The following is a 22932-nucleotide window of genomic DNA, read 5'->3' as shown; positions in this document are numbered from 1 at the left end:
CGAGTGCAAGAGGTCCCGTCTCGGTCCACAGCAAGGACAGCCTCAAAGCGCCGCCTTCACCTTTTCTGCGACGTCCGGGCTCACCCATTTCGCCCAAATGTCCGGAAAGTGTTCGAGAAAATACCGTGCGGCGTCCTCGTTTGTCGCGCGGTTCTGATCCATCCAGGCGAGAATTTTATTGACCGTCGCGTTGTCCCATCCGCGGGCATTCACGTAATCCATGGCGATGCCTGCCTTTTCGGCAAAGGATTTGGTCACCACGGTAAACACGTCCGAAACCGGATAGGAGTTGACCTTTGGACTTGGACAGTTCGGCACGGCCGAGCAGGAGTCCCATTCCGCCCTGTCGTGGTCGACGCCGAAGGAGAGCCGGATCATTTCATATTTGCCGAGGATTGCCGTCGGCGCCCAATAATAGCCGAGCCAACCCGTCTTCTTCTCGAAGGCTTCGGCAATGGAACCGTCAAGCTCGGCTGCCGAAGCGGGGTCGACAAGCTTGAAGCCCGCCTTCTCCGCACCGAGTGCCTTGTAGAGATTGGTTGTCGAGATCCGACAGTTCCAGCCGGAGGGGCAACTGTGGATCGCTCCCTTGGCGGGATCGTCGGACGCGGGGAACAGATCCGGATGCTTCAGGGCATCTTGGACGGTTTTGATCTCCGGATGGGCATTGGCGAGGAATCTTGGAATCCACCAGCCTTCGACGCCACCTTCACTGAGAATCGGGGCAGCCTGAATAAGGCGGCCTTCCTTGACTGCCGCTTCGAGCTGGGTGCGCACGGAATGGATCCAGAGCTCCGGTGCCATGTCAGGCTCGGCCTTCTCGTTCATCGATGCAAAGGTCCGCATGGTGTCGCCGGCGACCAGGGAGACGGTGCAGCCATAGCCGTTCTCGAGAATAAGTCTGTCGACATGGGCGGCGATGCCTGCCGAAGCCCAATTCATTTCGGCAATGCTGATCTCGCCGCACTCGGCGGCCCGCGTCGGCCCGGCCAGGACCCAGATGCCAGCGGCGGCGAACGTGATTGCGAGGAGTTTCGTCATGTTCCCAGGCCTCCCGCCCTTACGCGGCCCACGACCAATCAGCCTAGGTGTTTTCGAAGAGAAATCAACCTCTTCAAATGATCTGGAATGGAGTGCCGTTCGAGGCACTGCTATTAAGTAAGGCGCGGCCGCGCCGGTTGCTCTTTCAACGGAGGATCGCGCGATGAACTCGAAAAAAGTGCGAATTCATGTTTGGTTAAGCTCTCACTAACCATCCGGTAAGAATGTCAGGCTAATTGTTTGCTGCGGCGGGCGACTGCCGCAGGTCCGGTTCAGGTGTTGCGTACCGGACCTGCCTCCCTGGCCAGCTCGACACTTTGCGGGCAAGGCGCGCCTTCGAGCGATCGCCGCGATAGTATGCGGTCCATTTGAAAGACGCAGAACGTCGCCAAAGTCAGAGCACGAAAGGCCGTTTACCCGACGTTCGACGTGCGGATGAAGCCGAGCGGGCCGAATGGCGCGTCGGCCGGGATGTTGCGTACGCGGGATTGGCTGCGCGGCGCCTGTGCGTTCCAGGCGATTTGAACAAAATTCGGCTTGCTGAAGATGAACAGCATGGTTTTTCCTGCCTTCGAGAGTCCGGTTCCCGGTTGTTGCGATGGCGGCGATATAGGCGTGGGACAGGTATTTTTCGATCCTGGACTCGGCATCGCATGTCGCATTTTGACTAGGGCTCCAATGTTCGTCGCACGCTTGATGAGCGGGTGACGCGGGCCGTGATCGCGGCTAGCGCAAATGCCGTGAAATAGCGTCGAGACAGGACTTTGCGGCAGAGTGTTTCGATGCTACGGAGACCGCATGACACACGCGATCATGCTCCAGGGGACCGGCTCGGATGTCGGAAAATCGGTATTGGTGGCAGGCCTCTGCCGGCTCGCCGCCAATCGCGGTCTGAAGGTGAGGCCTTTCAAGCCGCAAAACATGTCGAACAATGCGGCCGTCTCCGATGACGGCGGCGAAATCGGCCGGGCGCAGTGGCTGCAGTCGCTCGCCGCCCGCGTGCCCTCGTCGGTGCACATGAATCCGGTGCTCCTGAAGCCGCAATCCGATGTCGGAAGTCAGATCATTCTGCAGGGCAAGGTCGCGGGGCAGGCCAAGGGCAGGGAATATCAGGCCCTGAAGCCTAAGCTGCTCGGCGCCGTGATGGAGAGTTTCGAGCACATCTCGGCCGGCGCCGATCTCGTCGTTGTCGAGGGCGCCGGTTCGCCGGCCGAGATCAACCTCCGGGCCGGCGACATCGCCAATATGGGTTTCGCCACGCGCGCCGATGTCCCGGTGGTTCTCGTCGGCGACATCGATCGCGGCGGCGTCATCGCATCGCTGGTCGGCACCCATGCAATCCTGCCGGAGGAGGACCGGCGGATGGTCACCGGTTATCTCATCAACAAGTTTCGCGGCGACGTCAGGCTTTTCGACGATGGCATCGCGGCGATCGGCCGCTTCACCGGCTGGCCTTGTTTCGGTGTCGTGCCCTGGCTGAAAAGCGCCGGGCGGCTGCCGGCCGAGGATTCCGTCGTTCTCGAGAGGCTGGCGCGCGGCGGTGGCAAGGCTTTGAAAGTCGCCGTGCCCGTCCTGTCACGCATCGCCAATTTCGATGATCTAGATCCGCTTGCGGCAGAACCGGAGGTCGAACTCGTCTTCGTTCGGCCGGGCATGCCGCTCCCCGACGACGCGGGGCTTGTCGTCATCCCCGGTTCGAAATCGACGATTTCGGATCTCAAGGATTTTCGGGCGCAGGGCTGGGACCGCGATCTCGAGCGTCACGTCCGCCGCGGCGGCCGGGTGATCGGCATTTGCGGCGGTTATCAGATGCTCGGCCTCCGCGTCACCGATCCGCTCGGCATCGAGGGAAGCGACCGCGATATCGCCGGGCTCGGCCTGCTTTCTGTCGAAACCGAAATGGCGCCGGAAAAGACCGTGCGCAACAGCCGTGCCTGGTCGCTGGAGCATGACGTGGCGCTTGACGGCTATGAGATCCATCTCGGCAAGACCGTCGGGGCAGATTGCGAACGGGCCCCGGTGACGATCGACGATCGCCCCGATGGCGCCATGTCGCCGGATCGCCGCGTCATGGGAACCTATCTGCATGGGCTCTTCGGTAGCGACGCTTATCGCGCCGCACTGCTGAAGAGCCTTGGAATTGCAGGCGGAGGCGCCAACTATCGCCAGTCGGTCGACGGCGCGCTCGACGAGATTGCCTCGGAGCTAGAAGACGTGCTCGACCGCGCCTGGCTTAACGGCCTGCTCGGCTAGCTGCCGTGCCGCCGGCGGGTGACACTCATCTCTTTGGTCGATATTGCATGGCCGCTGCGAAGGATGCAGCATGGCGGGCGAGGCGGCAGACCGGTTTTCCAGAAAAATACAAGTCTTGCCGCCGCCCGGCACAAAGGTCGGCGGTCATGACACGCGCCCAGCTGGTCGGCGTCCTTATCGGACTGGCAATTGTCGCGGCTCTGACGGTGCTGCGGGCAAGCGATCCACAACTGCTGAGATTCGCCCGCGAAATCACCTTCGACGAATACCAGCGCCTGGCGCCGCGGCCCTTCGAAAACCTGCCCGTGCGGGTCGTCGATATCGACGAGGCGTCGCTGAGCGAGTTCGGCCAGTGGCCTTGGCCAAGGGATCGATTGGCTGCGCTGGTCGACAGGCTTTCGGAAATGGGCGCCGCCGTCATCGCCTTCGACATCCTGTTCGCCGAGCCCGATCGACTGTCGCCGCGCACCGTTCTGCGCGACGTCAGCGGGATCGATCCGGCTTTGCTGGAGCGGCTGCCGGACAATGACGAGATCTTTGCCGGGGCGATTGCCGGCAAGCCGGTGGTGCTGGGTTTCGGCCTTTCGAATGCGGGGAGTTACCGGCCGCCGGTAAAGTCCGGCTTCGCCTTCACCGGCGAGAGCCCTTTCGGAGCGCCGCCGCGCCTGACTGCCGCAACCCCGCTTCGGCCGGCGCTCGAGGCCAATGCAGCCGGCATCGGGCATATCAGCCTCAATCCCGAGAGCCCGTCGGCGGTCGTACGGGCGGTGCCGCTCCTTCTCAGCGACGGCGCGCAGCTCTATCCGAATTTGGCGCTCGAGGCGCTGCGTGTCGCACAGGGGGCTTCCACCTATCTGCTGGCCGGCGCGACGGAGGTGCCCGATACGATAACCCGGATCAAGATCGGCGATTTCGCCGTGCCGGTCACGGCGGCCGGCGAGCTCTGGCTTTATGTCAGTGAGGACCGGGCGGAAAGATATGTATCGGCCGGGCGCGTGCTTGCCGCATCGGGTGCTCCCGACGATGTCAGGGCGGCCGTCGAAGGCAGCATCGTCTTCGTCGGCACCTCGGCTGCCGGTTTGCTCGATATCCGCACCACGGCTCTCGGCCATAATGTCCCGGGAGTCTCGCTTCATGCCCAGGCCGTCGAGCAGATCCTGTCCGGTCGCTTCCTCTCGCGCCCGGACTGGGCCGAAGGGCTCGAGATCCTGTCGATCGCCATTGCAGGCACCCTCCTCGTCATGGTGACCACCTTCGTCAGCCCCGGCGTGGCGCTCGCCTGCGGGTTGCTGATCACCGGCTTGGCTCTCGCGGCCTCCTGGACTGCGTTTCTCTACGCGGGACTGCTCTTCGACCCGCTTGCTCCGATCTTTTCCGGATTGGTCACGCATTTCGCCGCGACGGCCTATCGCTTCCTGGTGACCGACCGGGAGCGTCGCGTCGTCCGGCGCGCCTTCGGCCAATATTTGTCGCCGTCGCTGCTTTATCGCGTCGAGCACACGCAGAACGCACTGAGGCTCGGGGGAGACGATCGTGAGCTGACGATCATGTTCGTCGACGTGCGCAACTTCACCGAGATCAGCGAGCGTTTGGCGCCGACCGAGGTTGTCGGGTTCCTGAATACGCTTCTCGATGCGCTGAGCCGACACGTCATCGAAAACGAGGGCACACTCGACAAGTTCATCGGCGACTCGATCATGGCCTTCTGGAACGCCCCAGTCGATGTCAGAGATCATCCTCGCAGGGCCGTTCGCGCGGCTTTGGCGATGCGAGAAACGCTTGCTCGTCTCAATGACAAGGATGCCTTCGGTTTCGGGGCGGGGCAAAGCGTTGCCATCGGCATTGGAATCCACACCGGCCTTGCCTGCGTCGGCAACATGGGCGCCGAGACGCATTTCAACTATTCGGCGGTCGGGGACACCGTCAATGTGGCGGCGCGCATCGAATCCGCCTGCAAGGAGATCGGCTACGATATCCTCGTGTCGGAGGCGACGGCAAATTTGGCTGGCGGCTGCGCCCTGCTGGAGGCCGGAGCATTGGGGCTCAAGGGTAAGAGCACGCGAACGAGGCTCTTTGGAGTCGTTGGCGACGAGCGACTGGCCGAGTCGGATGAATTCGCCGAGCTCTTCGAAGTTCATCGGCGGCTGGTCGACGCTTTGCGCGCACGGTCCCCCGAGAGCCGGCGCATGCTGGGCGTGGCAAAGCTCAAGGCGTCCGCGCTGACGCCCGGCTTGTCGGAGTTCTATCGGCGGATTTCGCGGCGCGGCGAACATTTCATTGGTGAGCCGACGGCGAAGGATGCGGCTGGCGAATAGGTGCTTCGCCGACTGATGCAAAAGGCGCCGCTTTTCCGGCACTTCAATTACAGTCACCGTCGTCCGAACGAACGGTCCTTGCTCCGCTCGTGCGAGTAATCACGGTTGCGCGGCCTGTCCGACCTGTCGAACTTGTTCGGTTTATCGTGCCAGCTCTTGTCGTGTTTGTCCGGCTTGCCCGGCTTTTCTGGTTTTTGGGGCTTGTCCGGTTTGTGAGGCTTGTCGGGTTTGTGAGGCTTGTCGGGTTTGTGAGGCTTGTCGGGTTTGGGTGGCTTGGGTTGGGGCGGCGTCTCGACAGGCGGAGCCGGTTCGGGTGGCGGTGCGACGAGCGGCCGGACCCGATCTGGACGGATCTGGATCTCAGCTGAAAGGCCGCAGCCGGTGCCGCTCCATCCGGGCGACAGCTGCTGCCTGCCGGAGAGGAACGGCAAGGCCTGCTGGTTGCCGAGTGTCCTGAGGATGCTTCGGTCGACCCGTCGCGTATCGGTCATATCGCCATTGGGACGGGCGACCACGCAGTCGCAGCGCCGCGTCAGCTGTTGACAGCCGCCTCGGCCGCAAAATTCGGCAGCGCCGCTCAGGAGCACCACTGCCGTCGTGCCGTCTCCGCCGACGTAAAAGTCGAAGACCGTGCCTCGAACGCCGATGGTTCCGGCCGGTGTCAGGATCTGGTAGGCCGAGTGCCCCGAGTTGCCGCTGATCCAGCGAAACGTTCCCTTCGCCGCCGCGACGGTCAGCTTCTGCACCGATCTCGAGTCGTCGAAGACGAATTTGTCGATGACGACCGACGAGCCGGCACCGACGGCAAGCTTGCTTCCATCTCGGAAGACGAACTGGCCAAGGCCGGATCTGGATGTCCGAATCCGCTCGTCGCGGTGCACCGGGTCCGTGACGACCAGTGGTCCGCTCGCTCCGCTGACCTCAGTCTTGATCCGGATCGCCTGACCAATCGGTTCGGCGGCCTTGCTTGGCATGGAGCCGTAAAGCGCGACACTCAGCGCGACAAATGCGGCACGACGCAGATATGCCATCGCACCCCCTCCAGGCTGAACTGACAAATTCAGTGCCGTGGACATAATCGAACACCGTGGCGAAGCATCGGAGCCGCCTCGGGTTCGAATGCCCGTTTTATCACGCGCTTGGGACGGGCGTCTGCCTACCCGTTCGGATTAGGAGAAAGGCGCCGAGTTGGCGACGCACCTCGCGCTGCCGCAACTTGCCGACCTCGCGTCGCAGACCGTCGATTGACTTTGACGCATCCGCTTCATAATTAACGCATTGGATGGTTCCCCCGCACCGAAGCGGCGCGGGAGAGTAAATGGGAATGTGACGGGCGGACCCACACCGGGCGCCCTTATCGCAGCCGACCCCGCGACTGTAGAACGGTCAGGGTTCGCCATCGGGCATGCCGCACCTCTTCCGGTGAAACTGCATGGGGCAGTTGTCGCGGAATTGGAGGCACGCCGGAAAAGCCACTGGCGTGGCATCGTGAGCAGCCGGGCTGGACGCCTCTCTTTCTACGAATCGTCCGCCTTCACGAGCCAGCAGACGCCGGGAAGGCGAGGCGGACCCGTTCGGGCCCAATAGCGCTGGGCACCGCGTGCGCAGCGCTTGCCCGTGACGCCGAGAGCCAGGAGACCTGCCGTCCATCAGGGCATCGCCCGGGGGAGTCCTCCCCAATGCCAGCACGGAGGTTGTCGTGGCTTATTTATCGTCTTCTGCGCGTGCCCGTCACGCGTCCGCTTGCTATAGTTGCTTTGTCCCCACCAGTTTCCTCGCAGGGGATCTGGTCGGATGACATTCTCCAATGCCGGTCCGGTCTTCGTGCTCGGCGGCGCGCGCTCCGGGAAATCCAGTTTCGCGGAGAAGCTCGCCGAAGCCTCGGGGCTCGGGATGCACTATGTTGCGACCGGCCGCGCCTATGACGAGGAAATGCGCGATCGTATCGCCCGCCACCAGGCCGCGCGGCAGGGCAAGGGCTGGGCAACGCACGAGGAACCGCTCGATCTCTCCGGCCTGCTTCGTCGACTGGATGCACCGGAGCGCGTAATTCTTGTCGACTGCCTCACGCTGTGGGTGACGAACCTGATGATGGAAGAGCGCGACATGCCGGCCGAGTTTGCGGCACTTGCCGGCTTGCTGCCTGCCATGCAGGCGCGCGTCATCATCGTCTCCAATGAGGTCGGTCTCGGCATCGTGCCGGAGAACCGCATGGCGCGAGACTTCCGCGACCATGCCGGCCGCCTCCATCAAATCGTCGCGGAGAAGTCCGCCGAAGTCTATTTCGTCGCGGCTGGGTTGCCGCTGAAAATGAAGGGTTGATTCATGACACTCGCAAAGGCCCAGTCGGGCAAGATCCCCGCCACGGTCATCACCGGCTTCCTCGGCGCCGGCAAGACGACGATGATCCGCAACCTGCTGCAGAACGCCGAGGGCAAGCGGATCGCATTGATCATCAACGAGTTCGGCGATCTCGGCGTCGACGGCGACGTGCTGAAGGGCTGCGGCGCTGAAGCCTGCTCGGAAGAGGACATCATCGAGCTCACCAATGGCTGCATCTGCTGCACCGTCGCCGACGACTTCATTCCGACCATGACCAAGCTGCTCGAGCGAGAGAACCGCCCGGATCATATTGTCATCGAGACCTCCGGCCTTGCGCTGCCGCAACCGCTGGTCGCCGCTTTCAACTGGCCCGACATCCGCAGCGAAGTGACGGTCGATGGCGTCGTGACCGTCGTCGACAGCGCCGCCGTTGCCGCCGGCCGTTTTGCCGACGATCACGACAAGGTCGATGCGCTGCGCGTCAATGACGACAACCTTGACCATGAGAGCCCGCTGGAAGAGCTCTTCGAGGACCAACTCACCGCCGCCGACCTCATCGTTCTGAACAAGACCGATCTCATCGATGCTGCGGGCCTCAAGTCCGTGCGTGACGAAGTCGCCTCGCGCATCAGCCGCAAGCCGGCGATGATCGAGGCCAAGAACGGCGAGGTGGCAGCCGCGATCCTGCTCGGGCTTGGCGTCGGCACGGAAGACGAGATCGCCGACCGCAAATCGCATCACGAGATGGAGCATGAGGCCGGCGAGGAACATGATCACGACGAATTCGACAGCTTCGTCGTCGAACTTGGCCCGATTGCCGAACCGGCGGCCTTCATCGACCGGCTCAAGGCCGTCATCGCCGAGCACGACGTTTTACGCCTCAAGGGCTTTGCCGACGTACCCGGCAAGCCAATGCGTCTGTTGATCCAGGCGGTCGGCAGCCGGGTCGATCAATATTACGACCGTGCCTGGGCACCCGGCGAGACGCGCGGCACGCGCCTCGTCGTCATCGGCCTGCACGACATGGACGAGGCGGCCGTGCGCGCGGCGATTTCGGCGCTGGCGTGAGGTTGTTTTGAGCGCGTGTGAGAAGAACCCCTCCCCAAACCCTCCCCACAAGGGGGAGGGGCTCGGCTGGCATTTGCGGCGGCGCTTTCGTTCCCAAAGGGGGGCGGCGTTATGGCACGAACGGCTGATACTCGGGGAAAGAGTGCGTGTGGCACGACCTAACCCCTCCCCATTGTGGGGAGGGGCTGGGGAGGGGTCTCTTCACGAGCCCAGCGGGAAGCAACAATGCATCTCCTCCTAGCCCAGAAAGGCACGATCGCCGACGGCAACGAAGCGATCGATCTCGGGCAAAGCCCGGCCGATATCCTGTTCCTGTCGGCGGCCGATACCGAGCTTGCGTCGATTGCCGCCGCGCATCGCCGGCGCGCGAGCGGGAAGAGCCTGCGCATCGCCAGCCTCATGAACCTCATGCATCCGATGTCGGTCGACACCTACGTCGAACGTACCGCGCGACATGCGAAGCTGATCGTCGTCCGGCCGCTCGGCGGCGCCAGCTATTTTCGCTACGTGCTGGAGGCGCTCTATGCCGCGGCGGTGGCGGGCAAGTTCAAGATTGCGGTGCTGCCGGGGGACGACAAGCCGGACCCGGGCCTCGAGCATTTCTCGACCGTTGCAGCGGAAGACCGTGAGCGTCTCTGGGCCTATTTCAACGAAGGCGGCGCGGACAATGCCGGCCTGTTCCTCGACTATGCCGAGGCGCTGATCGATGGCGCCGAAAAGCCGCAACCGGCGCGGCCGCTGCTGAAAGCCGGCATCTGGTGGCCGGGCAGGGGCGTGATCGGGGTTGACGAGTGGGTGCGTATCGCCGGCGATGTCGGGGGAGCGCAGACTTCCGAAGGGAAGAAGGAAGCTCGTCCCACAGTTGCCATCTGCTTCTACCGTGCCCTCGTGCAGAGCGGCGAGACCAAGCCGGTCGAGGCCCTGATCGAGGCGCTGACCGAGGAGGGCATGCGCCCGCTTCCGGTCTTTGTGTCGAGCCTCAAGGATCAGGTGTCGGTCGGTACTCTCGAAGCGATCTTTGCCGAGGCGGCGCCGGACGTGGTGATGAATGCCACCGGCTTTGCCGTCTCGGCGCCCGGCGCCGACCGGCAGCCGACGGTGCTGGAATCCACCGGCGCGCCGGTGCTGCAGGTGATTTTTTCAGGCTCCTCCCGCGAAGCCTGGGAAGCCTCGCCGCAAGGGCTGATGGCGCGCGACCTCGGTATGAATGTCGCGCTGCCGGAGGTGGACGGACGGATCCTTTCGCGCGCCGTCTCCTTCAAGGCGGCATCGGTCTACGACCCGCTTGTCGAGGCAAACATCGTCGGCCATGAGCCGCTTGCCGGCCGCGTGCGCTTCGCCGCCCGGCTCGCCGGTAATTGGGCAAGGTTGCGGCGCGCGAAGCCGCAGGCGCGGCGCGTCGCAATCGTCATGGCGAACTACCCGAACCGGGACGGACGTCTCGGCAACGGCGTCGGCCTCGATACACCCGCCGGCACTGTCGAGGTGCTGAAGGCGATGGCGGCGGAAGGTTATTCGACTGGCGATCTGCCCGAAGGCGGCGAGGCGCTGATCCGCTTCCTGATGGCCGGACCGACGAATGCCGCAAGCCGCGGCCGGGAAATTCGCGAAACCATTTCCTTGAATCACTACAAGGACTTCTTCTCCTCTCTTCCGGAAAAGATTCAGGCGGAAGTGGGCGTGCGCTGGGGGACGCCGGAGGCCGATCCTTTCTTCCTCGACGGCGCCTTCACCCTGCCGCTTGCCCGGTTCGGCGAGGTCATCGTCGGTATCCAGCCGGCGCGCGGTTACAACATCGATCCGAAGGAAACCTATCACGCGCCGGATCTCGTGCCGCCGCACGGCTATATCGCCTTCTATGCCTATCTGCGCCAAACCTTCGGCGCTGACGCGATCATCCATATGGGCAAGCACGGCAATCTCGAATGGCTGCCGGGCAAGGCGCTGGCGCTTTCCGAGACCTGCTACCCAGAGGCGATCTTCGGCCCGACGCCGCATCTCTATCCCTTTATCGTCAACGACCCGGGCGAGGGGACGCAAGCGAAACGCCGCACCAGCGCGGTGATCATCGATCACCTGACGCCGCCTCTGACACGCGCCGAGTCCTACGGACCGCTCAAGGATCTCGAAGCGCTGGTCGACGAATATTACGAAGCGGCGGGCGGCGATCCGCGACGGCTGCGTCTGCTCAGTCGTCAGATCCTCGATCTCGTGCGCGACATCGGCCTCGACCACGACGCCGGCATCGACAAGGGCGACAGCGACGACACGGCGCTCGAAAAGCTCGACGCCTATCTCTGCGACCTCAAGGAAATGCAGATCCGCGACGGGCTGCATATCTTCGGCGTGGCGCCGGAAGGGCGGCTGCTGACCGACCTGACGGTGGCGCTTGCCCGGGTGCCACGTGGCTTGGGCGAGGGCGGCGATCAGAGCTTGCAGCGCGCGATCGCGGCGGACCTGGGGTTGGGTGATGCCGGGCGAGTACCCCCCTCTGTCCTGCCGGACATCCCCCCCACAAGGGGGGAGAGCAGGGATGCGGGTTCTTCCCTCCCAAGTACTGCCGCGCTTGCAACCAACTCCTCAATAGACCGCCCGATCGCCGCCGGCGGAACCAGGGAAACGGACGGGCGCCCCTCGCCAATCTCCCCCCTTGTGGGGGAGATGTCCGGCAGGACGGAGGGGGGTATTCCCGCACAACGTTTCGACCCCCTCGACTGCGTTCTCTCCGCGCCCTGGCTCGGCTCAAAGCCCGATCTCCTCGCCAACATCTCGGATGCTTCCTGGCGCACCGCCGGCGATACGGTTGAGCGCATCGAGCTTCTCGCCACGAAGCTGGTGTCGGGCGAGATCGCTTGCCCCGACGGTTGGACCAACACGCAAGCCGTGCTCGACGAGATCGAGGCACGGCTGAAGCCTTCAATAGAACGGTCGGGTGCTGCCGAGATCACCGGCCTGCTCACCGGTCTCGACGGCCGCTTCGTCGCGCCTGGCCCATCCGGCGCGCCGACACGCGGGCGGCCGGACGTGCTGCCGACCGGCCGCAATTTCTATTCCGTCGACAGCCGCGCCGTGCCGACGCCGGCGGCCTACGAACTCGGCAAGAAATCGGCCGAACTGCTCATCCGTCGCTATCTGCAGGACCATGGCGAATGGCCGTCCTCCTTCGGGCTTACGGCTTGGGGCACCTCTAATATGCGCACCGGCGGCGACGACATTGCCCAAGCGCTGGCGCTGATCGGTGCAAAGCCGATCTGGGACATGGCGTCGCGTCGGGTGACCGGCTATGAAATCGTGCCGCTCGCCGTGCTCGGCCGACCGCGCGTCGACGTCACACTCAGGATTTCGGGCTTCTTCCGCGATGCCTTCCCGGAGCAGATCGCGCTGTTCGACAAGGCGACCCGCGCGATCGGCGCGCTGGAGGAGGACGATGCCGACAACATGATCGCGGCACGCATGCGTGCCGAAGCGCGACGCCTCGAGGAAAAGGGCGTCGAGCCGATGGAGGCGGCAAGACGCTCCTCCTATCGTGTGTTCGGTGCCAAGCCGGGCGCCTATGGCGCCGGTCTACAGGCGCTGATCGACGAGAAAGGCTGGGAAAAGCGCGGCGATCTCGCCGCAGCGTATCTCACCTGGGGCGGCTATGCCTATGGTGCCGGCGAAGACGGCAGGGCGGAACGCGGGCTTTTCGAGGAGCGCCTGCGGACCATCGAGGCGGTCGTCCAGAACCAGGACAATCGCGAGCACGACCTGCTCGACAGCGACGATTACTACCAGTTCGAGGGCGGCATGAGCGCTGCGGCGGAATATCTCAGTGGAGAGCGTCCCGCGATCTACCACAACGACCATTCGCGTCCGGAAAAGCCGGTTATCCGCTCGCTGGAGGAGGAGATCGGCCGCGTGGTTCGCGCCCGCGTCGTCAATCCGAAGTGGATCGCCGGGGTGATGCGTCATGGTTACAAGGGCGCCTTCGAGATCGCCGCGACTGTCGATTACATGTTCGCCTTCGCCGCGACGACCGGGGCCGTGCGCGACCATCATTTCGAGGCGGCCTACCAGGCCTTCATCGCCGACGAGAAAGTCCTCGATTTCCTGCGCGACAAGAACCCGGTGGCACTTGCCGAACTCGCCGAGCGGTTCCTGGAGGCGGTCGACCGAGGTCTCTGGAACCCGCGCTCCAACTCGGCGCGATTTGAACTGAACAGTCTGTCGGGCGCTCAGCCTGAGCGCCCGCGCGCCGGCAACGAATAGGGAGGATGCCATGAGCGACGAAACCGCAAACACCGGCGAACCGGTTGCCGAGAAGGACGAAGCCCGTCACGCCATGAAGATGGCGAAGAAGAAGACGGCGCGCGACAAGATCATGGCGACGAAGACCGACGAGAAGGGGCTGGTCATCGTCCATACGGGCAAAGGCAAGGGCAAGTCGACCGCCGGCTTCGGCATGATCTTCCGCCATATCGCCCATGGCATGCCCTGTGCCGTCGTGCAGTTCATCAAGGGCGCCATGCAGACCGGCGAGCGCGATTTGATCGACAAGCACTTCGGCGACCTCTGCCAGTTCTACACGCTGGGCGAGGGCTTCACCTGGGAGACGCAGGACCGCGCCCGCGACGTGGCAATGGCCGAGAAGGCCTGGGAGAAGGCCAAGGAACTGATCCGTGACGAGCGCAATTCCATGGTGCTGCTCGACGAGATCAACATCGCGCTGCGCTACGACTATATCGACGTCGCCGAGGTCGTTCGCTTCCTCAAGGAGGAGAAGCCGCACATGACGCATGTGGTTCTAACCGGCCGCAACGCCAAGGAGGATCTCATCGAGATCGCCGATCTGGTGACGGAGATGGAACTCGTCAAGCATCCGTTCCGCTCCGGCATCAAGGCGCAGAAGGGAGTCGAGTTCTAGCGGTGCGAATCCGGCCTGTTCACGCGCCGGCCGTGAACAGGCAGGCCGGCGCGATCAGATGCCCAGCCAAATCCTGAGCGGATGCGTTGGATCCGCTAGCAGCCGGACTGCCAGCGCGATCGAGACGATGACGAGCAGCGGCTTGACGATCTTCGCGCCCTTTGCCATCGCATAGCGGGAGCCGACCTGCGCGCCGAGAAACTGGCCCGCTCCCATCAGCAGCCCAACCTTCCAGAGCACGACGCCGTAGAGAACGAAAACGATGAAGGCGCCGAGATTGGAACCGAAGTTCAGGAACTTCGTGTGGGCCGTCGCCTTGAGGATGCCGTAGCCGGCAAGCGAAACAAAGCCGACCATGAAGAACGAGCCCGTGCCCGGTCCGAAAATGCCGTCATAGAAGCCGATCAGCGGTACGAAGGTGAGGGTGAAGAGAAAAGCCGACAGGCGGCGGTGCTTTTCGACGTCGCCGATATTCGGTTTGCAGCCGAAATAGACGGCAATCGCGATCAGCAGAAAGGGCAGCACGCCCTTCAGCGCATCGGCTGGAACGACTGTCGCGACCAAGGCGCCGAGCACCGAACCCGCGGCCGACATCAGCGCCATCGGCAGCTGCTCCTTCAAATTCACATGGCCGTGTCGCGCATAGGCGATGCTGGCGGAGCCCGAACCGAAGAGCGATTGCAGCTTGTTCGTGCCGAGTGATTCGAGCGGCGGAATGCCGGCGATCAGCATGGCAGGAATGGTGATCATCCCGCCGCCGCCGGCGATCGAATCGATGAAGCCGGCAATGAAGGCGGCTACGAACAGAAAGAGCAGCAGGTGGATGGCGAGGTCGGTCACGGAAAGCTCGAGACGAAACGGAATTGCTTCCGCCTTGTGTCAGAGCCGGGCGTGAAAAGCAAAGGCTTGTCGTCGGCAATTTCCGCAGAAAATGCCATTCTGCTGCTGCAAGCTCCCTGTCTTCGCCCGCCGGAGCGGCGGCGCTCGGTTATGTGTTTACGACGCCGTGATGGCGCAATCTGGTTTGACCGCCCGGATGCCCTTCGGTAGAAATGAAGATCATGCGACGGCGTCCGTGCGAGCGGATCGAAAGAGCGTCCGGTGCGGCCGACCCATTCAGGGGGCCAGATCCGGTGCTGTCCTGACCGGTGCGGCTGTCTGCCCAGGCCGGCGCTTCGTGTGGAACGCCGACCGCTGCGCGGCTCCCAACCCCAAAGGCATGGGACTATCGCGCAATTACACTGATTTGCAGCTGCTCTGTGCCCCCGGGCCGTGTGGCGCTGCAGGGGAGCAGCACTGCAGATGTCTTTGGTCACGGGGCCAGTTTCAGCCGCACGACTCGTTCTCGGCCTCGGCTGCGAGCGAAATACAGCGCCCGGGGAAGTGATCGCGCTTGCCGAGCGGGCACTCGCCGACGCCGGCGCGTCGAAGAGCGATATTGCATTCGTGGCTTCGCTGGACGCGCGCGCCGAAGAGCCGGCCATTCACGCGGCAGGCCGGCATTTTTCCGTGCCCGTCCGCTTCTTCGACGCTGCGACGCTCGAGGCAGAAGCCGCGCGACTTAAGAATCCGTCCGAGATCGTCTTTGCCCATACCGGCTGCCACGGCGTTGCCGAGGGCGCTGCATTGGCGGGGGTCGGGCGTGACGCAGTGCTGCTCGTTCCAAAGATCCGCTCGGCCCGGGCCACGGCAGCGATCGCAGGACCGCGGCACCATGCCTTCACCTGCGAAACCGAAGCCGGCGCCACGGGAGGCGGCTGATGCCTTGCGCGGGCACACACGTGTTGTCATTTCATATGCAGATTCAATGTTCTGCCATCATTTCCTACGAGAGAGAATAAGCTCAGATGTTTCGCCAGGACCGGAGTAATAAGGGGTGACGGATATGTTTTTTGCCGGCCTGCCGAAGCTCGAACCCGGTTCCGTCTGGCTGGTCGGTGCCGGACCCGGCGATCCCGGTCTTTTGACGCTCCATGCCGCCAATGCGCTTCGCCAGGCGGATGTGATCGTTCACGATGCGCTGGTCAATGCCGATTGCCTGAAGCTCGCCAGCCCGGACGCCAAGCTTGAATTTGCCGGCAAACGCGGCGGCAAGCCGTCGCCGAAGCAGCGTGATATCTCGCTGCGCCTGGTCGAGCTCGCACGCGCCGGGCTCCGGGTACTACGCCTCAAGGGCGGCGATCCCTTCGTCTTCGGTCGCGGTGGCGAGGAGGCATTGACCCTTGTCGAACACGGTATTCCATTCCGTATCGTGCCCGGCATCACTGCGGGGATCGGCGGACTGGCCTATGCCGGCATCCCGGTGACCCACCGCGAAGTCAATCACGCGGTCACCTTCCTCACTGGCCACGATTCCTCCGGCGTTGTGCCAGACCGGATCAACTGGGAAGGCATCGCCAAGGGCTCGCCGGTCATCGTCATGTACATGGCGATGAAGCATATCGGACAGATTTCGGCGAACCTCATCGCTGCCGGGCGTACGCCCGACGAGCCGGTTGCCTTCGTCTGCAATGCGGCGACGGCCGAGCAGGCGGTGCTCGAGACCACGCTTTCCCGCGCCGAAGCCGATGTGGCGGCATCCGGGCTGGAGCCGCCGGCAATCGTCGTCGTCGGCGAGGTCGTTCGGCTGCGTCCGTCGCTTGATTGGCTCGGCGCACTCGATGGCCGCACACTTGTCGCCGATCCGTTCGCGAGCCAAATCCGCCGGGACCCGGCATGAGCGGTCTGATGATTGCCGCCCCGAGCTCCGGCTCCGGCAAGACGACGGTGACGCTCGGTCTTCTGCGGGCGCTGGCGCGGCGCGGCGTCTCCATTGCGCCGGGCAAGGCAGGCCCAGATTATATCGATCCCGCCTTCCATACGGCCGCAAGCGGCAAGGCCTGCCTCAATTATGATCCCTGGGCGATGCGGCCGGAACTGCTACTCGCCAACGCTGCGGCTGCGGCGAAGGATGGCTCGACGCTGATCGTCGAGGCGATGATGGGGCTCTATGACGGCGCTGCGGACGGGACCGGATCGCCGGCGGACCTCGCCGCGACGCTGGGGCTGGCGGTGGTCCTGGTCGTCGATTGCGCCCGGCTCTCCCACTCGGTCGCGGCGCTGGTGCGCGGCTATATGGATCATCGCGACGATATGCGCGTCGCCGGCGTCATCCTGAACCGCGTGGGCAGCGACCGCCATGAGGCGATGCTCCGCGATGCGCTCGACCGCGCAGGCGTGGCAATTTTCGGCGTGCTGCGCCAGCATGCCGCGTTGAAGCTGCCGGAACGGCATCTGGGCCTTGTCCAGGCCGGCGAGCACGGGTCGCTCGAAGATTTCATCGAGCACGCCGCGGCGCGCGTCACTGCGGCCTGTAACGTCGAAGCCCTTCTCGCAACAGCGTCTGCCTTGCGGGGGAAGCCGGCGCAATGCGCCCGGATGCTGAAGCCGATCGGCCACCGGATTGCCGTTGCCCGCGACGTCGCCTTTGCCTTCAGTTACGAGCATGTGCTGGCCGGCTGGTTGAGCCAGGGAGCGCAAATCTCGTTCTTTTCGCCGCTGGCCGATGAAGCGCCCGATGCCGGCGCCGACGCAATCTATCTGCCGGGCGGCTATCCGGAATTGCACGCCGACCGGCTTGCCAGGGCTACTCGTTTCCGAGCCGGGATCCATGCCGCGGCCGATCACGGTGCGCGCATCTTCGGTGAATGCGGCGGCTACATGACGCTCGGCGAAGGTCTTGTCGCAGCGGACGGCAAGCGTTACGAGATGCTCGGGCTGTTGCCGCTGGTCACCAGTTTCGCGGAACGCAAGCGGCATCTCGGCTACCGGCGCGTGGCGCCTTTCGACAATGAATTTTTCGAGGGACCGATGACGGCGCACGAATTTCACTATTCGACCATCGTTTCCGAAGGGGCGGCCGCGCCGCTCTTCGCCGTTTCTGATGCGGCAGGTGTAGACCTCGGCCATGCCGGCCTTCGCCGCGGCAATGTTGCCGGTTCCTTCGTGCATCTCATCGATCTTTCGGAGTGACGATGACCGCGCCGATCGTCCATGGCGGCGGGATCACCGAGGCCGCAGCCCGCTTCGGCGGCGCGCCAGACGATTGGCTCGACCTTTCAACCGGCATCAATCCGTGCCCGGTCGCGCTGCCGAAGATCGACGCGCGAGTCTGGCATCGGCTGCCGGATCGCCACCTGGAGGAGGCAGCCCGCGCAGCCGCATCCAGCTACTATCGGACCGGCGACCTCATGCCTCTGCCGGTTCCCGGAACCCAGGCTGTCATTCAGTTGCTGCCGCGGCTTGCCGACTTGAAAAGGCGCGCCGCTATATTCGGGCCGACCTATGGCGAATATGAGCGCGTCTTGACCGGCGCCGGCTTTGCCGTCGACCCTGTCGCGAGTGCCGATGATCTCTCTGCGGCCCACGGGCTCGCGGTCCTGGTAAATCCCAATAACCCCACGGGCCGGGTTTTTCCGCCCGACCAAGTGCTTGCAATGGCAAGGGAGATGGAGGCGAGCGGCGGACTGCTCGTCGTCGACGAGGCCTTCGGTGACCTCGATCCGGAAACAAGTGTTGCGCCGCATGTCGACGCACAGCACAACCTCGTCGTCTTCCGTTCCTTCGGCAAGTTCTTCGGCCTTGCGGGCCTGAGGCTCGGCTTCGTCGTTGCAAACGCCGCGGTCACGGAATCTTTCCGCGAATGGCTTGGCCCCTGGGCGGTGTCAGGCCCGGCACTTGCCGTTGCGGCGAGGCTGATGGAAGGCGACACGGAGGCGGTCAGGGAAGGTATTCTCGAACGCAATGCGGCTCTCCATGCGGTGCTTCGTGGCGCCGGCATGGACGTCATCGGTGGTACCGGTCTCTTCGCGCTCGTCGACCACGAACGGGCAAACGATCTTCATACGGCGCTCTGCGGGGAGCACATTCTGACGCGCAAGTTCGACTACGACCGGCGCTGGCTGCGGATCGGCCTGGCCGCGGATGCGAATGGCGACCGCCGTCTTGCCGAAGCCTTGCAGCGAGCAGGAGTTTAGATGTCGGCTGAAATTTTCCTCATCCTCGTCGTCGCGCTGATCATCGACCGCATCGTTGGCGATCCAGATTGGCTTTGGGAGCGGTTGACGCATCCGGTGGTACTCTTCGGCAAGGCCATCGGCGTTTTCGACGCGGCGCTCAATCGCGGTGGGCACGGTGGCTGGCTAAAAATGCGGGGCGTTGCGGCCATCGTCATCCTTGTCGCAGCAAGCATGCTGCTCGGTGTGGTGCTCAATCGGCTGTTCGATGTTCTCGGTGCGCTCGGTTTCGTCCTGGAGGCGCTGACCGTTGCGGTTTTCCTGGCCCAGAAGAGCCTCGCCGATCACGTCCGCCGCGTCGCCGACGGATTGCGCCGTGACGGCCTGGAAGGGGGCCGGAAGGCCGTGTCGATGATCGTCGGCCGGGACCCGAAAACGCTTGATGAGCCTGGCGTCTGCCGTGCGGCTATCGAGAGCCTTGCGGAGAATTTTTCCGATGGGGTCGTCGCTCCCGCCCTTTGGTATGCGATTGCTGGGCTCCCCGGCCTTTTCGCTTACAAGATGCTGAATACGGCCGATTCGATGATCGGCCATAAGAGTCAGAAATACCTTCATTTCGGCTGGGCCTCGGCGCGGCTCGACGACCTCGTCAATCTTCCGGCCGCACGGCTTTCGGCTCTTCTCATCGCCGCAGGGGCTCGCTTGAAGCGCGGCGCCGAAGCGGCGAAGGCCGCAATCGAGGTGGCCAAGAGCGATCACGCTTTTCACCGCTCGCCTAACTCCGGCTGGCCCGAGGCGGCGATGGCCGGCGCGCTCGATATCCAGCTTGCCGGGCCACGGGTCTATGGCGGGGCGCGCGTCGAGGAGCCTATGATCAACCGCCCCGGCCGCGCAGTCGCGACGGCAGCCGACATCGACGACGCGGTGATCGTCTTTTACGGTGCCTGCAGCGCGCTCACCTTGAGCGCCGCCGTCCTGGTTCTGCCGTTCCTGCTTTTCTGAAACTCCAGCAGCAGGCGACGATGATGCCCTCTGAGTTCTGGTTTCGTCGCTCCGGCCGCAAACCTCTCATCATCGCGCATCGCGGCGGCGCGGCGCTTGCTGCCGAAAACACCGCGGAGGCGCTGCATGCCGCCGCAGGCGCTGGCGCAGATGCCATCGAGACGGACATTCGCCTGACGAAGGACGGCGCTCTCATTTGCATGCACGATGACGATCTTCGACGGCTCTGCGGTGATGGACGCACTGTTTCGGATGTCGATTTGGAAACGCTCAGGCGCCTGCTGCCGGCCACGATGACGCTTCGAGAGGCGCTGACCGCCTCGGGCTCGCTAGGGGTGCTCCTGGATGTCAAGCTTTCCGACCCGCAGCACGTCCAGCGCATCGTCGACGAGGTCACCGGTGCGAGTGCGACCGAGCGAACGATGCTTGGCCTGCGCAGCCTCGACCTCATCGCTGCAGTCCGCTCCGCCAGAGCGGACATCGCCATTCTCGCTTTCTTGGAGGAGCCGGACTCCGCCACTCGGGCTCGGCATGCCGGTGCAGACTGGTTCAGGCTATGGCAGGGCGCAGCGAGCCCCGAACGTGCGGCGATCGTTCGCCACGCCGGCCTGCTCCTCACGGTGATGGTGGGTCAGCCGCGTTCGATTCCGATGCCGGAATACCCGCCGTTTCCGGTCGGGCTGGTCGACGGAGAAGGACTTGAGCGCCTGCGCGCGATTGGGCCTGACGCCATCCTCTTGGACGATCCGCGCCTGGCGGCAGGTCATTTCGGATAAGGCCGTGAGGAAGCGGATCAGCTGTCAACGGGCACGACACCTCAGCCGACCGGCACTCGGTCGCCGATTAGCAACACCGTTTTTCAAATCTGGGTCGCAAAACTCCGCGAGGCATTGGCTTTTGCGGTGCATTTTTCTATAGGGATCGCCAAGACTCGATTTTCAAGAGGTAAGCGCGTGACAGCTACATTCGACAAGGTTGCCGACATCATTGCGGAAACGAGCGAGATCGACCGCGAGACGATCAAGCCGGAAAGCCACACGATCGATGATCTCGGCATCGACAGCCTGGACTTCCTCGACATCGTCTTTGCGATCGACAAGGAATTCGGCATCAAGATTCCGCTTGAGCAGTGGACCCAGGAAGTCAACGAAGGCAAGGTGTCGACCGAGGAATACTTCGTGCTGAAGAACCTCTGCGCCAAGATCGACGAGCTTCGCGCCGCCAAGGCCTGATCGCCTCGCCGCCGACACGGTTCGATCCGTTTACCGATGCCGCCTGCTGCGTCCTTCGCTTGACAGGCGGCATCGGCATTTTTACTTGAGCCCGAAACGAACGGGATGAGCCCTGATGCTCCTTGAATATTTCCAGATGATCGATCGGATCGAAACCGTCGATCTCGCGGCGGGCCGGCTGACGGCGCGGTCCATCGTGCCGGAGAAGAGCCCGGTCTTCGAGGGGCATTTTCCCGGCTATCCGCTGGTTCCCGGCGTGCTGCTGATCGAAACCATGGCGCAGGCCTCCGGCTTTCTCGTGCTTGCTGTCACCAAATTCGTGGCGATGCCCTTCCTGATGTCGGTCGACGGCGCCAAGATGCGCACATTCGTCGAGCCTTCCGCCGAGCTCGAGATCGAAGCATTCCTGGAGCACGAGGGCTCGGGTTTCGCGGTGACCAAGGCCAAAATCGCATCGGGCGGCAAGAAGATCTGCGATGCCCAGCTAAAGTTGAGGACGATGCCGTTCGATCAGGTGCCGCTTGGCGAGATCGTCCGCAGGCGTGCCGAGGAAGTGGGACTGATGGCCGCTGCGGCCGCTTCGGAGAAATAAGATGACCAAATCCGCAAACGACGTGGTGATCACCGGCGTCGGCATTGTGACGAGCCAGGGCGTCGGCGCCGAGCCGCATGTTGCCCTGCTGAGTTCCGTCGAACCGCCGAAGGCCCGGGTCGAGACCGAGCGCTTTGCGCCTTATCCGGTCCATCCCCTGCCGGAGATCGACTGGTCGGCGCAGATCGCCAAGCGCGGCGATCAGCGGCAGATGGAGAACTGGCAGCGCCTCGGCGTCTTCGCAGCCGGGCTCGCGCTGGACGACGCGGGGCTCAAGGACAATCTCGAAGCCTGCGGCAGCATGGACATGATCGTCGCTGCCGGCGGCGGCGAACGCGATATCAATGTCGACTCGCTGATCGTCGATGAGGGCCTGAAGCGCAATGATCGCGAACAACTCCTGAACGAGAAGCTGACGACGGAGCTCCGCCCGACGCTCTTTCTTGCCCAGCTCTCCAATCTTCTGGCCGGCAACATCTCGATCGTCCACAAGGTGACGGGCTCGTCTCGCACCTTCATGGGCGAGGAGGCGGCGGGCATTTCGGCAATCGAAACCGCCTTTGCCCGCATCAAGGCCGGGCAGTCGACGCATACGCTCGTCGGCGGCGCCTTCTCGGCCGAACGCCTCGACATCATCCTGTTGATCGAAGCCATCCAGGGACATGCGCTTGGCGAGTGGCAGCCGATCTGGTCGCGCGATCCCGAGAACGGCGGCGGCATGATCCTGGGGTCCGTCGGCGCATTCCTCGTTCTGGAATCGCGCGAATATGCCGAAGCCCGCGGCGCCCGCATCTATGCCACGATCGATGCGATCGAAGGCGATCGCGGCAGCCGCGAAGACGGCCGGTTCGAGGCACGGCTCCGGGATCTGGCACGACCTGCCGCAGAACTTGAGCCGCAGTCGACCGTGGTGTTTTCCGGCACCAGCGGCTTCCACGACCTGGCGCGCCGCGAGAAGGCATTCCTCGACACGGAGTTCGCCGGACGGCCGGTCCGCGCCTATGGCGGTCTCGTCGGTCACGGTATCGAGGCGCAGTTCCCGGTCGGCATGGCTTTTGCCGCGCTCTCGCTCGGGCATGCGGCGAAGGTGCCGCCCTTCGATCCTGCCGAGGCGCCGATGACGGCGTCCGCCAAGGCGGCGATCGTCACGACCATCGGCCATTCCCGCGGCGAAGGCGTCGCCGTGCTTTCCGCGGAATAAGGAGCTCAA

Annotated in this window: 19 protein-coding genes; 15 read left to right on the top strand and 4 right to left on the bottom strand. The window is 63.9% G+C overall.

Features of this window, described 5'->3' with window-relative positions; genetic code table 11:
* Positions 1 to 42 precede the first annotated feature (42 nt).
* Both NXT3_RS11105 and NXT3_RS11100 read right to left on the bottom strand, forming a co-directional pair.
* The gene (locus NXT3_RS11105; protein WP_104839331.1) at positions 43 to 1041 is read right to left on the bottom strand and encodes a glycine betaine ABC transporter substrate-binding protein; all 999 of its coding nucleotides are present in this window, start codon (positions 1039 to 1041) and stop codon (positions 43 to 45) included.
* A 413-nt stretch (positions 1042 to 1454) separates the two neighbouring features.
* Positions 1455 to 1598: a hypothetical protein gene (locus tag NXT3_RS11100; RefSeq protein ID WP_086022791.1), complete on the bottom strand. Its 144-nt coding sequence runs from the start codon at positions 1596 to 1598 to the stop codon at positions 1455 to 1457.
* Between the two features lie 241 nt (positions 1599 to 1839).
* Between NXT3_RS11100 and NXT3_RS11095 the strand changes: the two genes are divergently transcribed.
* Both NXT3_RS11095 and NXT3_RS11090 read left to right on the top strand, forming a co-directional pair.
* Positions 1840 to 3294: a cobyric acid synthase gene (locus NXT3_RS11095; RefSeq protein WP_104839330.1), complete on the top strand. Its 1455-nt coding sequence runs from the start codon at positions 1840 to 1842 to the stop codon at positions 3292 to 3294.
* A gap of 146 nt (positions 3295 to 3440) precedes the next feature.
* On the top strand, positions 3441 to 5609 hold the full coding sequence (locus NXT3_RS11090; protein ID WP_104839329.1) for a CHASE2 domain-containing protein: 2169 nt from the start codon (positions 3441 to 3443) through the stop codon (positions 5607 to 5609).
* A 53-nt stretch (positions 5610 to 5662) separates the two neighbouring features.
* Here the strand turns inward: NXT3_RS11090 and NXT3_RS11085 are convergent, their stop codons facing one another.
* Positions 5663 to 6640 (bottom strand): FecR family protein, encoded by a 978-nt coding sequence (locus NXT3_RS11085; RefSeq protein ID WP_097524955.1) that lies wholly within the window; start codon positions 6638 to 6640, stop codon positions 5663 to 5665.
* A 763-nt stretch (positions 6641 to 7403) separates the two neighbouring features.
* Between NXT3_RS11085 and cobU the strand changes: the two genes are divergently transcribed.
* The 4 genes from cobU to cobO all read left to right on the top strand — a co-directional run bounded on the left by cobU (position 7404) and on the right by cobO (position 13902).
* A complete protein-coding gene (cobU, locus tag NXT3_RS11080) occupies positions 7404 to 7931 on the top strand; it encodes a bifunctional adenosylcobinamide kinase/adenosylcobinamide-phosphate guanylyltransferase (protein ID WP_097524954.1) in 528 nt (175 codons plus the stop codon).
* Positions 7932 to 7934: 3 nt separating this feature from the next.
* Entirely contained in the window at positions 7935 to 8999 is a 1065-nt protein-coding gene (gene cobW, locus NXT3_RS11075) for a cobalamin biosynthesis protein CobW (protein WP_097538210.1), read from the top strand.
* Between the two features lie 225 nt (positions 9000 to 9224).
* Positions 9225 to 13247, top strand: a complete 4023-nt coding sequence (gene cobN / locus NXT3_RS11070) for a cobaltochelatase subunit CobN (RefSeq protein ID WP_104839328.1) — start codon at positions 9225 to 9227, stop codon at positions 13245 to 13247.
* 10 nt (positions 13248 to 13257) lie between these two features.
* A complete protein-coding gene (cobO, locus tag NXT3_RS11065) occupies positions 13258 to 13902 on the top strand; it encodes a cob(I)yrinic acid a,c-diamide adenosyltransferase (RefSeq protein ID WP_037423672.1) in 645 nt (214 codons plus the stop codon).
* 54 nt (positions 13903 to 13956) lie between these two features.
* Here the strand turns inward: cobO and NXT3_RS11060 are convergent, their stop codons facing one another.
* A complete protein-coding gene (locus NXT3_RS11060) occupies positions 13957 to 14742 on the bottom strand; it encodes a TSUP family transporter (protein ID WP_104839327.1) in 786 nt (261 codons plus the stop codon).
* A 462-nt stretch (positions 14743 to 15204) separates the two neighbouring features.
* Between NXT3_RS11060 and NXT3_RS11055 the strand changes: the two genes are divergently transcribed.
* The 9 genes from NXT3_RS11055 (at position 15205) to NXT3_RS11015 (ending at position 22923) form a co-directional block, all read left to right on the top strand.
* Positions 15205 to 15663, top strand: coding sequence for a cobalamin biosynthesis protein (locus NXT3_RS11055; RefSeq protein ID WP_097524950.1), 459 nt, complete (start codon positions 15205 to 15207; stop codon positions 15661 to 15663).
* Positions 15664 to 15778: 115 nt separating this feature from the next.
* Positions 15779 to 16621, top strand: a complete 843-nt coding sequence (gene cobA, locus NXT3_RS11050) for a uroporphyrinogen-III C-methyltransferase (protein ID WP_097524949.1) — start codon at positions 15779 to 15781, stop codon at positions 16619 to 16621.
* Positions 16618 to 17913 (top strand): cobyrinic acid a,c-diamide synthase CobB, encoded by a 1296-nt coding sequence (locus tag NXT3_RS11045; protein ID WP_097524948.1) that lies wholly within the window; start codon positions 16618 to 16620, stop codon positions 17911 to 17913. Before cobA ends, NXT3_RS11045 begins: the two co-directional genes overlap by 4 nt.
* 2 nt (positions 17914 to 17915) lie before the next feature.
* Entirely contained in the window at positions 17916 to 18917 is a 1002-nt protein-coding gene (gene cobD, locus NXT3_RS11040) for a threonine-phosphate decarboxylase CobD (RefSeq protein WP_097524947.1), read from the top strand.
* Positions 18918 to 19898, top strand: a complete 981-nt coding sequence (gene cbiB, locus NXT3_RS11035; RefSeq protein ID WP_097524946.1) for an adenosylcobinamide-phosphate synthase CbiB — start codon at positions 18918 to 18920, stop codon at positions 19896 to 19898. It begins immediately after the preceding gene.
* A 23-nt stretch (positions 19899 to 19921) separates the two neighbouring features.
* Complete coding sequence (locus tag NXT3_RS11030) at positions 19922 to 20674, top strand: glycerophosphodiester phosphodiesterase (RefSeq protein ID WP_097525068.1); 753 nt, start codon at positions 19922 to 19924, stop codon at positions 20672 to 20674.
* Between the two features lie 177 nt (positions 20675 to 20851).
* On the top strand, positions 20852 to 21130 hold the full coding sequence (locus NXT3_RS11025; protein ID WP_012708338.1) for an acyl carrier protein: 279 nt from the start codon (positions 20852 to 20854) through the stop codon (positions 21128 to 21130).
* A gap of 115 nt (positions 21131 to 21245) precedes the next feature.
* Positions 21246 to 21722, top strand: a complete 477-nt coding sequence (locus tag NXT3_RS11020) for a 3-hydroxyacyl-ACP dehydratase FabZ family protein (RefSeq protein ID WP_097524945.1) — start codon at positions 21246 to 21248, stop codon at positions 21720 to 21722.
* Position 21723: 1 nt separating this feature from the next.
* On the top strand, positions 21724 to 22923 hold the full coding sequence (locus tag NXT3_RS11015; RefSeq protein WP_037423697.1) for a beta-ketoacyl-ACP synthase: 1200 nt from the start codon (positions 21724 to 21726) through the stop codon (positions 22921 to 22923).
* The last annotated feature ends 9 nt before the right edge of the window (positions 22924 to 22932 follow it).

It is taken from the genome of Sinorhizobium fredii (assembly GCF_002944405.1).
In the GTDB taxonomy this organism is placed as follows: domain Bacteria; phylum Pseudomonadota; class Alphaproteobacteria; order Rhizobiales; family Rhizobiaceae; genus Sinorhizobium; species Sinorhizobium fredii_C.
Note: the sequence above shows the minus strand (reverse complement) of the source record. Positions and strands in the feature narration are given on the sequence as shown.

Coding starts and splice junctions, on each gene's coding strand:
- NXT3_RS11105 (WP_104839331.1), bottom strand. CDS start 1,041: ATGACGAAACTCCTCGCAATCACGTTCGCCGCCGCTGGCATCTGGGTC.
- NXT3_RS11100 (WP_086022791.1), bottom strand. CDS start 1,598: ATGCTGTTCATCTTCAGCAAGCCGAATTTTGTTCAAATCGCCTGGAAC.
- NXT3_RS11095 (WP_104839330.1), top strand. CDS start 1,840: ATGACACACGCGATCATGCTCCAGGGGACCGGCTCGGATGTCGGAAAA.
- NXT3_RS11090 (WP_104839329.1), top strand. CDS start 3,441: ATGACACGCGCCCAGCTGGTCGGCGTCCTTATCGGACTGGCAATTGTC.
- NXT3_RS11085 (WP_097524955.1), bottom strand. CDS start 6,640: ATGGCATATCTGCGTCGTGCCGCATTTGTCGCGCTGAGTGTCGCGCTT.
- cobU (WP_097524954.1), top strand. CDS start 7,404: ATGACATTCTCCAATGCCGGTCCGGTCTTCGTGCTCGGCGGCGCGCGC.
- cobW (WP_097538210.1), top strand. CDS start 7,935: ATGACACTCGCAAAGGCCCAGTCGGGCAAGATCCCCGCCACGGTCATC.
- cobN (WP_104839328.1), top strand. CDS start 9,225: ATGCATCTCCTCCTAGCCCAGAAAGGCACGATCGCCGACGGCAACGAA.
- cobO (WP_037423672.1), top strand. CDS start 13,258: ATGAGCGACGAAACCGCAAACACCGGCGAACCGGTTGCCGAGAAGGAC.
- NXT3_RS11055 (WP_097524950.1), top strand. CDS start 15,205: ATGTCTTTGGTCACGGGGCCAGTTTCAGCCGCACGACTCGTTCTCGGC.
- NXT3_RS11045 (WP_097524948.1), top strand. CDS start 16,618: ATGAGCGGTCTGATGATTGCCGCCCCGAGCTCCGGCTCCGGCAAGACG.
- cobD (WP_097524947.1), top strand. CDS start 17,916: ATGACCGCGCCGATCGTCCATGGCGGCGGGATCACCGAGGCCGCAGCC.
- cbiB (WP_097524946.1), top strand. CDS start 18,918: ATGTCGGCTGAAATTTTCCTCATCCTCGTCGTCGCGCTGATCATCGAC.
- NXT3_RS11030 (WP_097525068.1), top strand. CDS start 19,922: ATGCCCTCTGAGTTCTGGTTTCGTCGCTCCGGCCGCAAACCTCTCATC.
- NXT3_RS11020 (WP_097524945.1), top strand. CDS start 21,246: ATGCTCCTTGAATATTTCCAGATGATCGATCGGATCGAAACCGTCGAT.
- NXT3_RS11015 (WP_037423697.1), top strand. CDS start 21,724: ATGACCAAATCCGCAAACGACGTGGTGATCACCGGCGTCGGCATTGTG.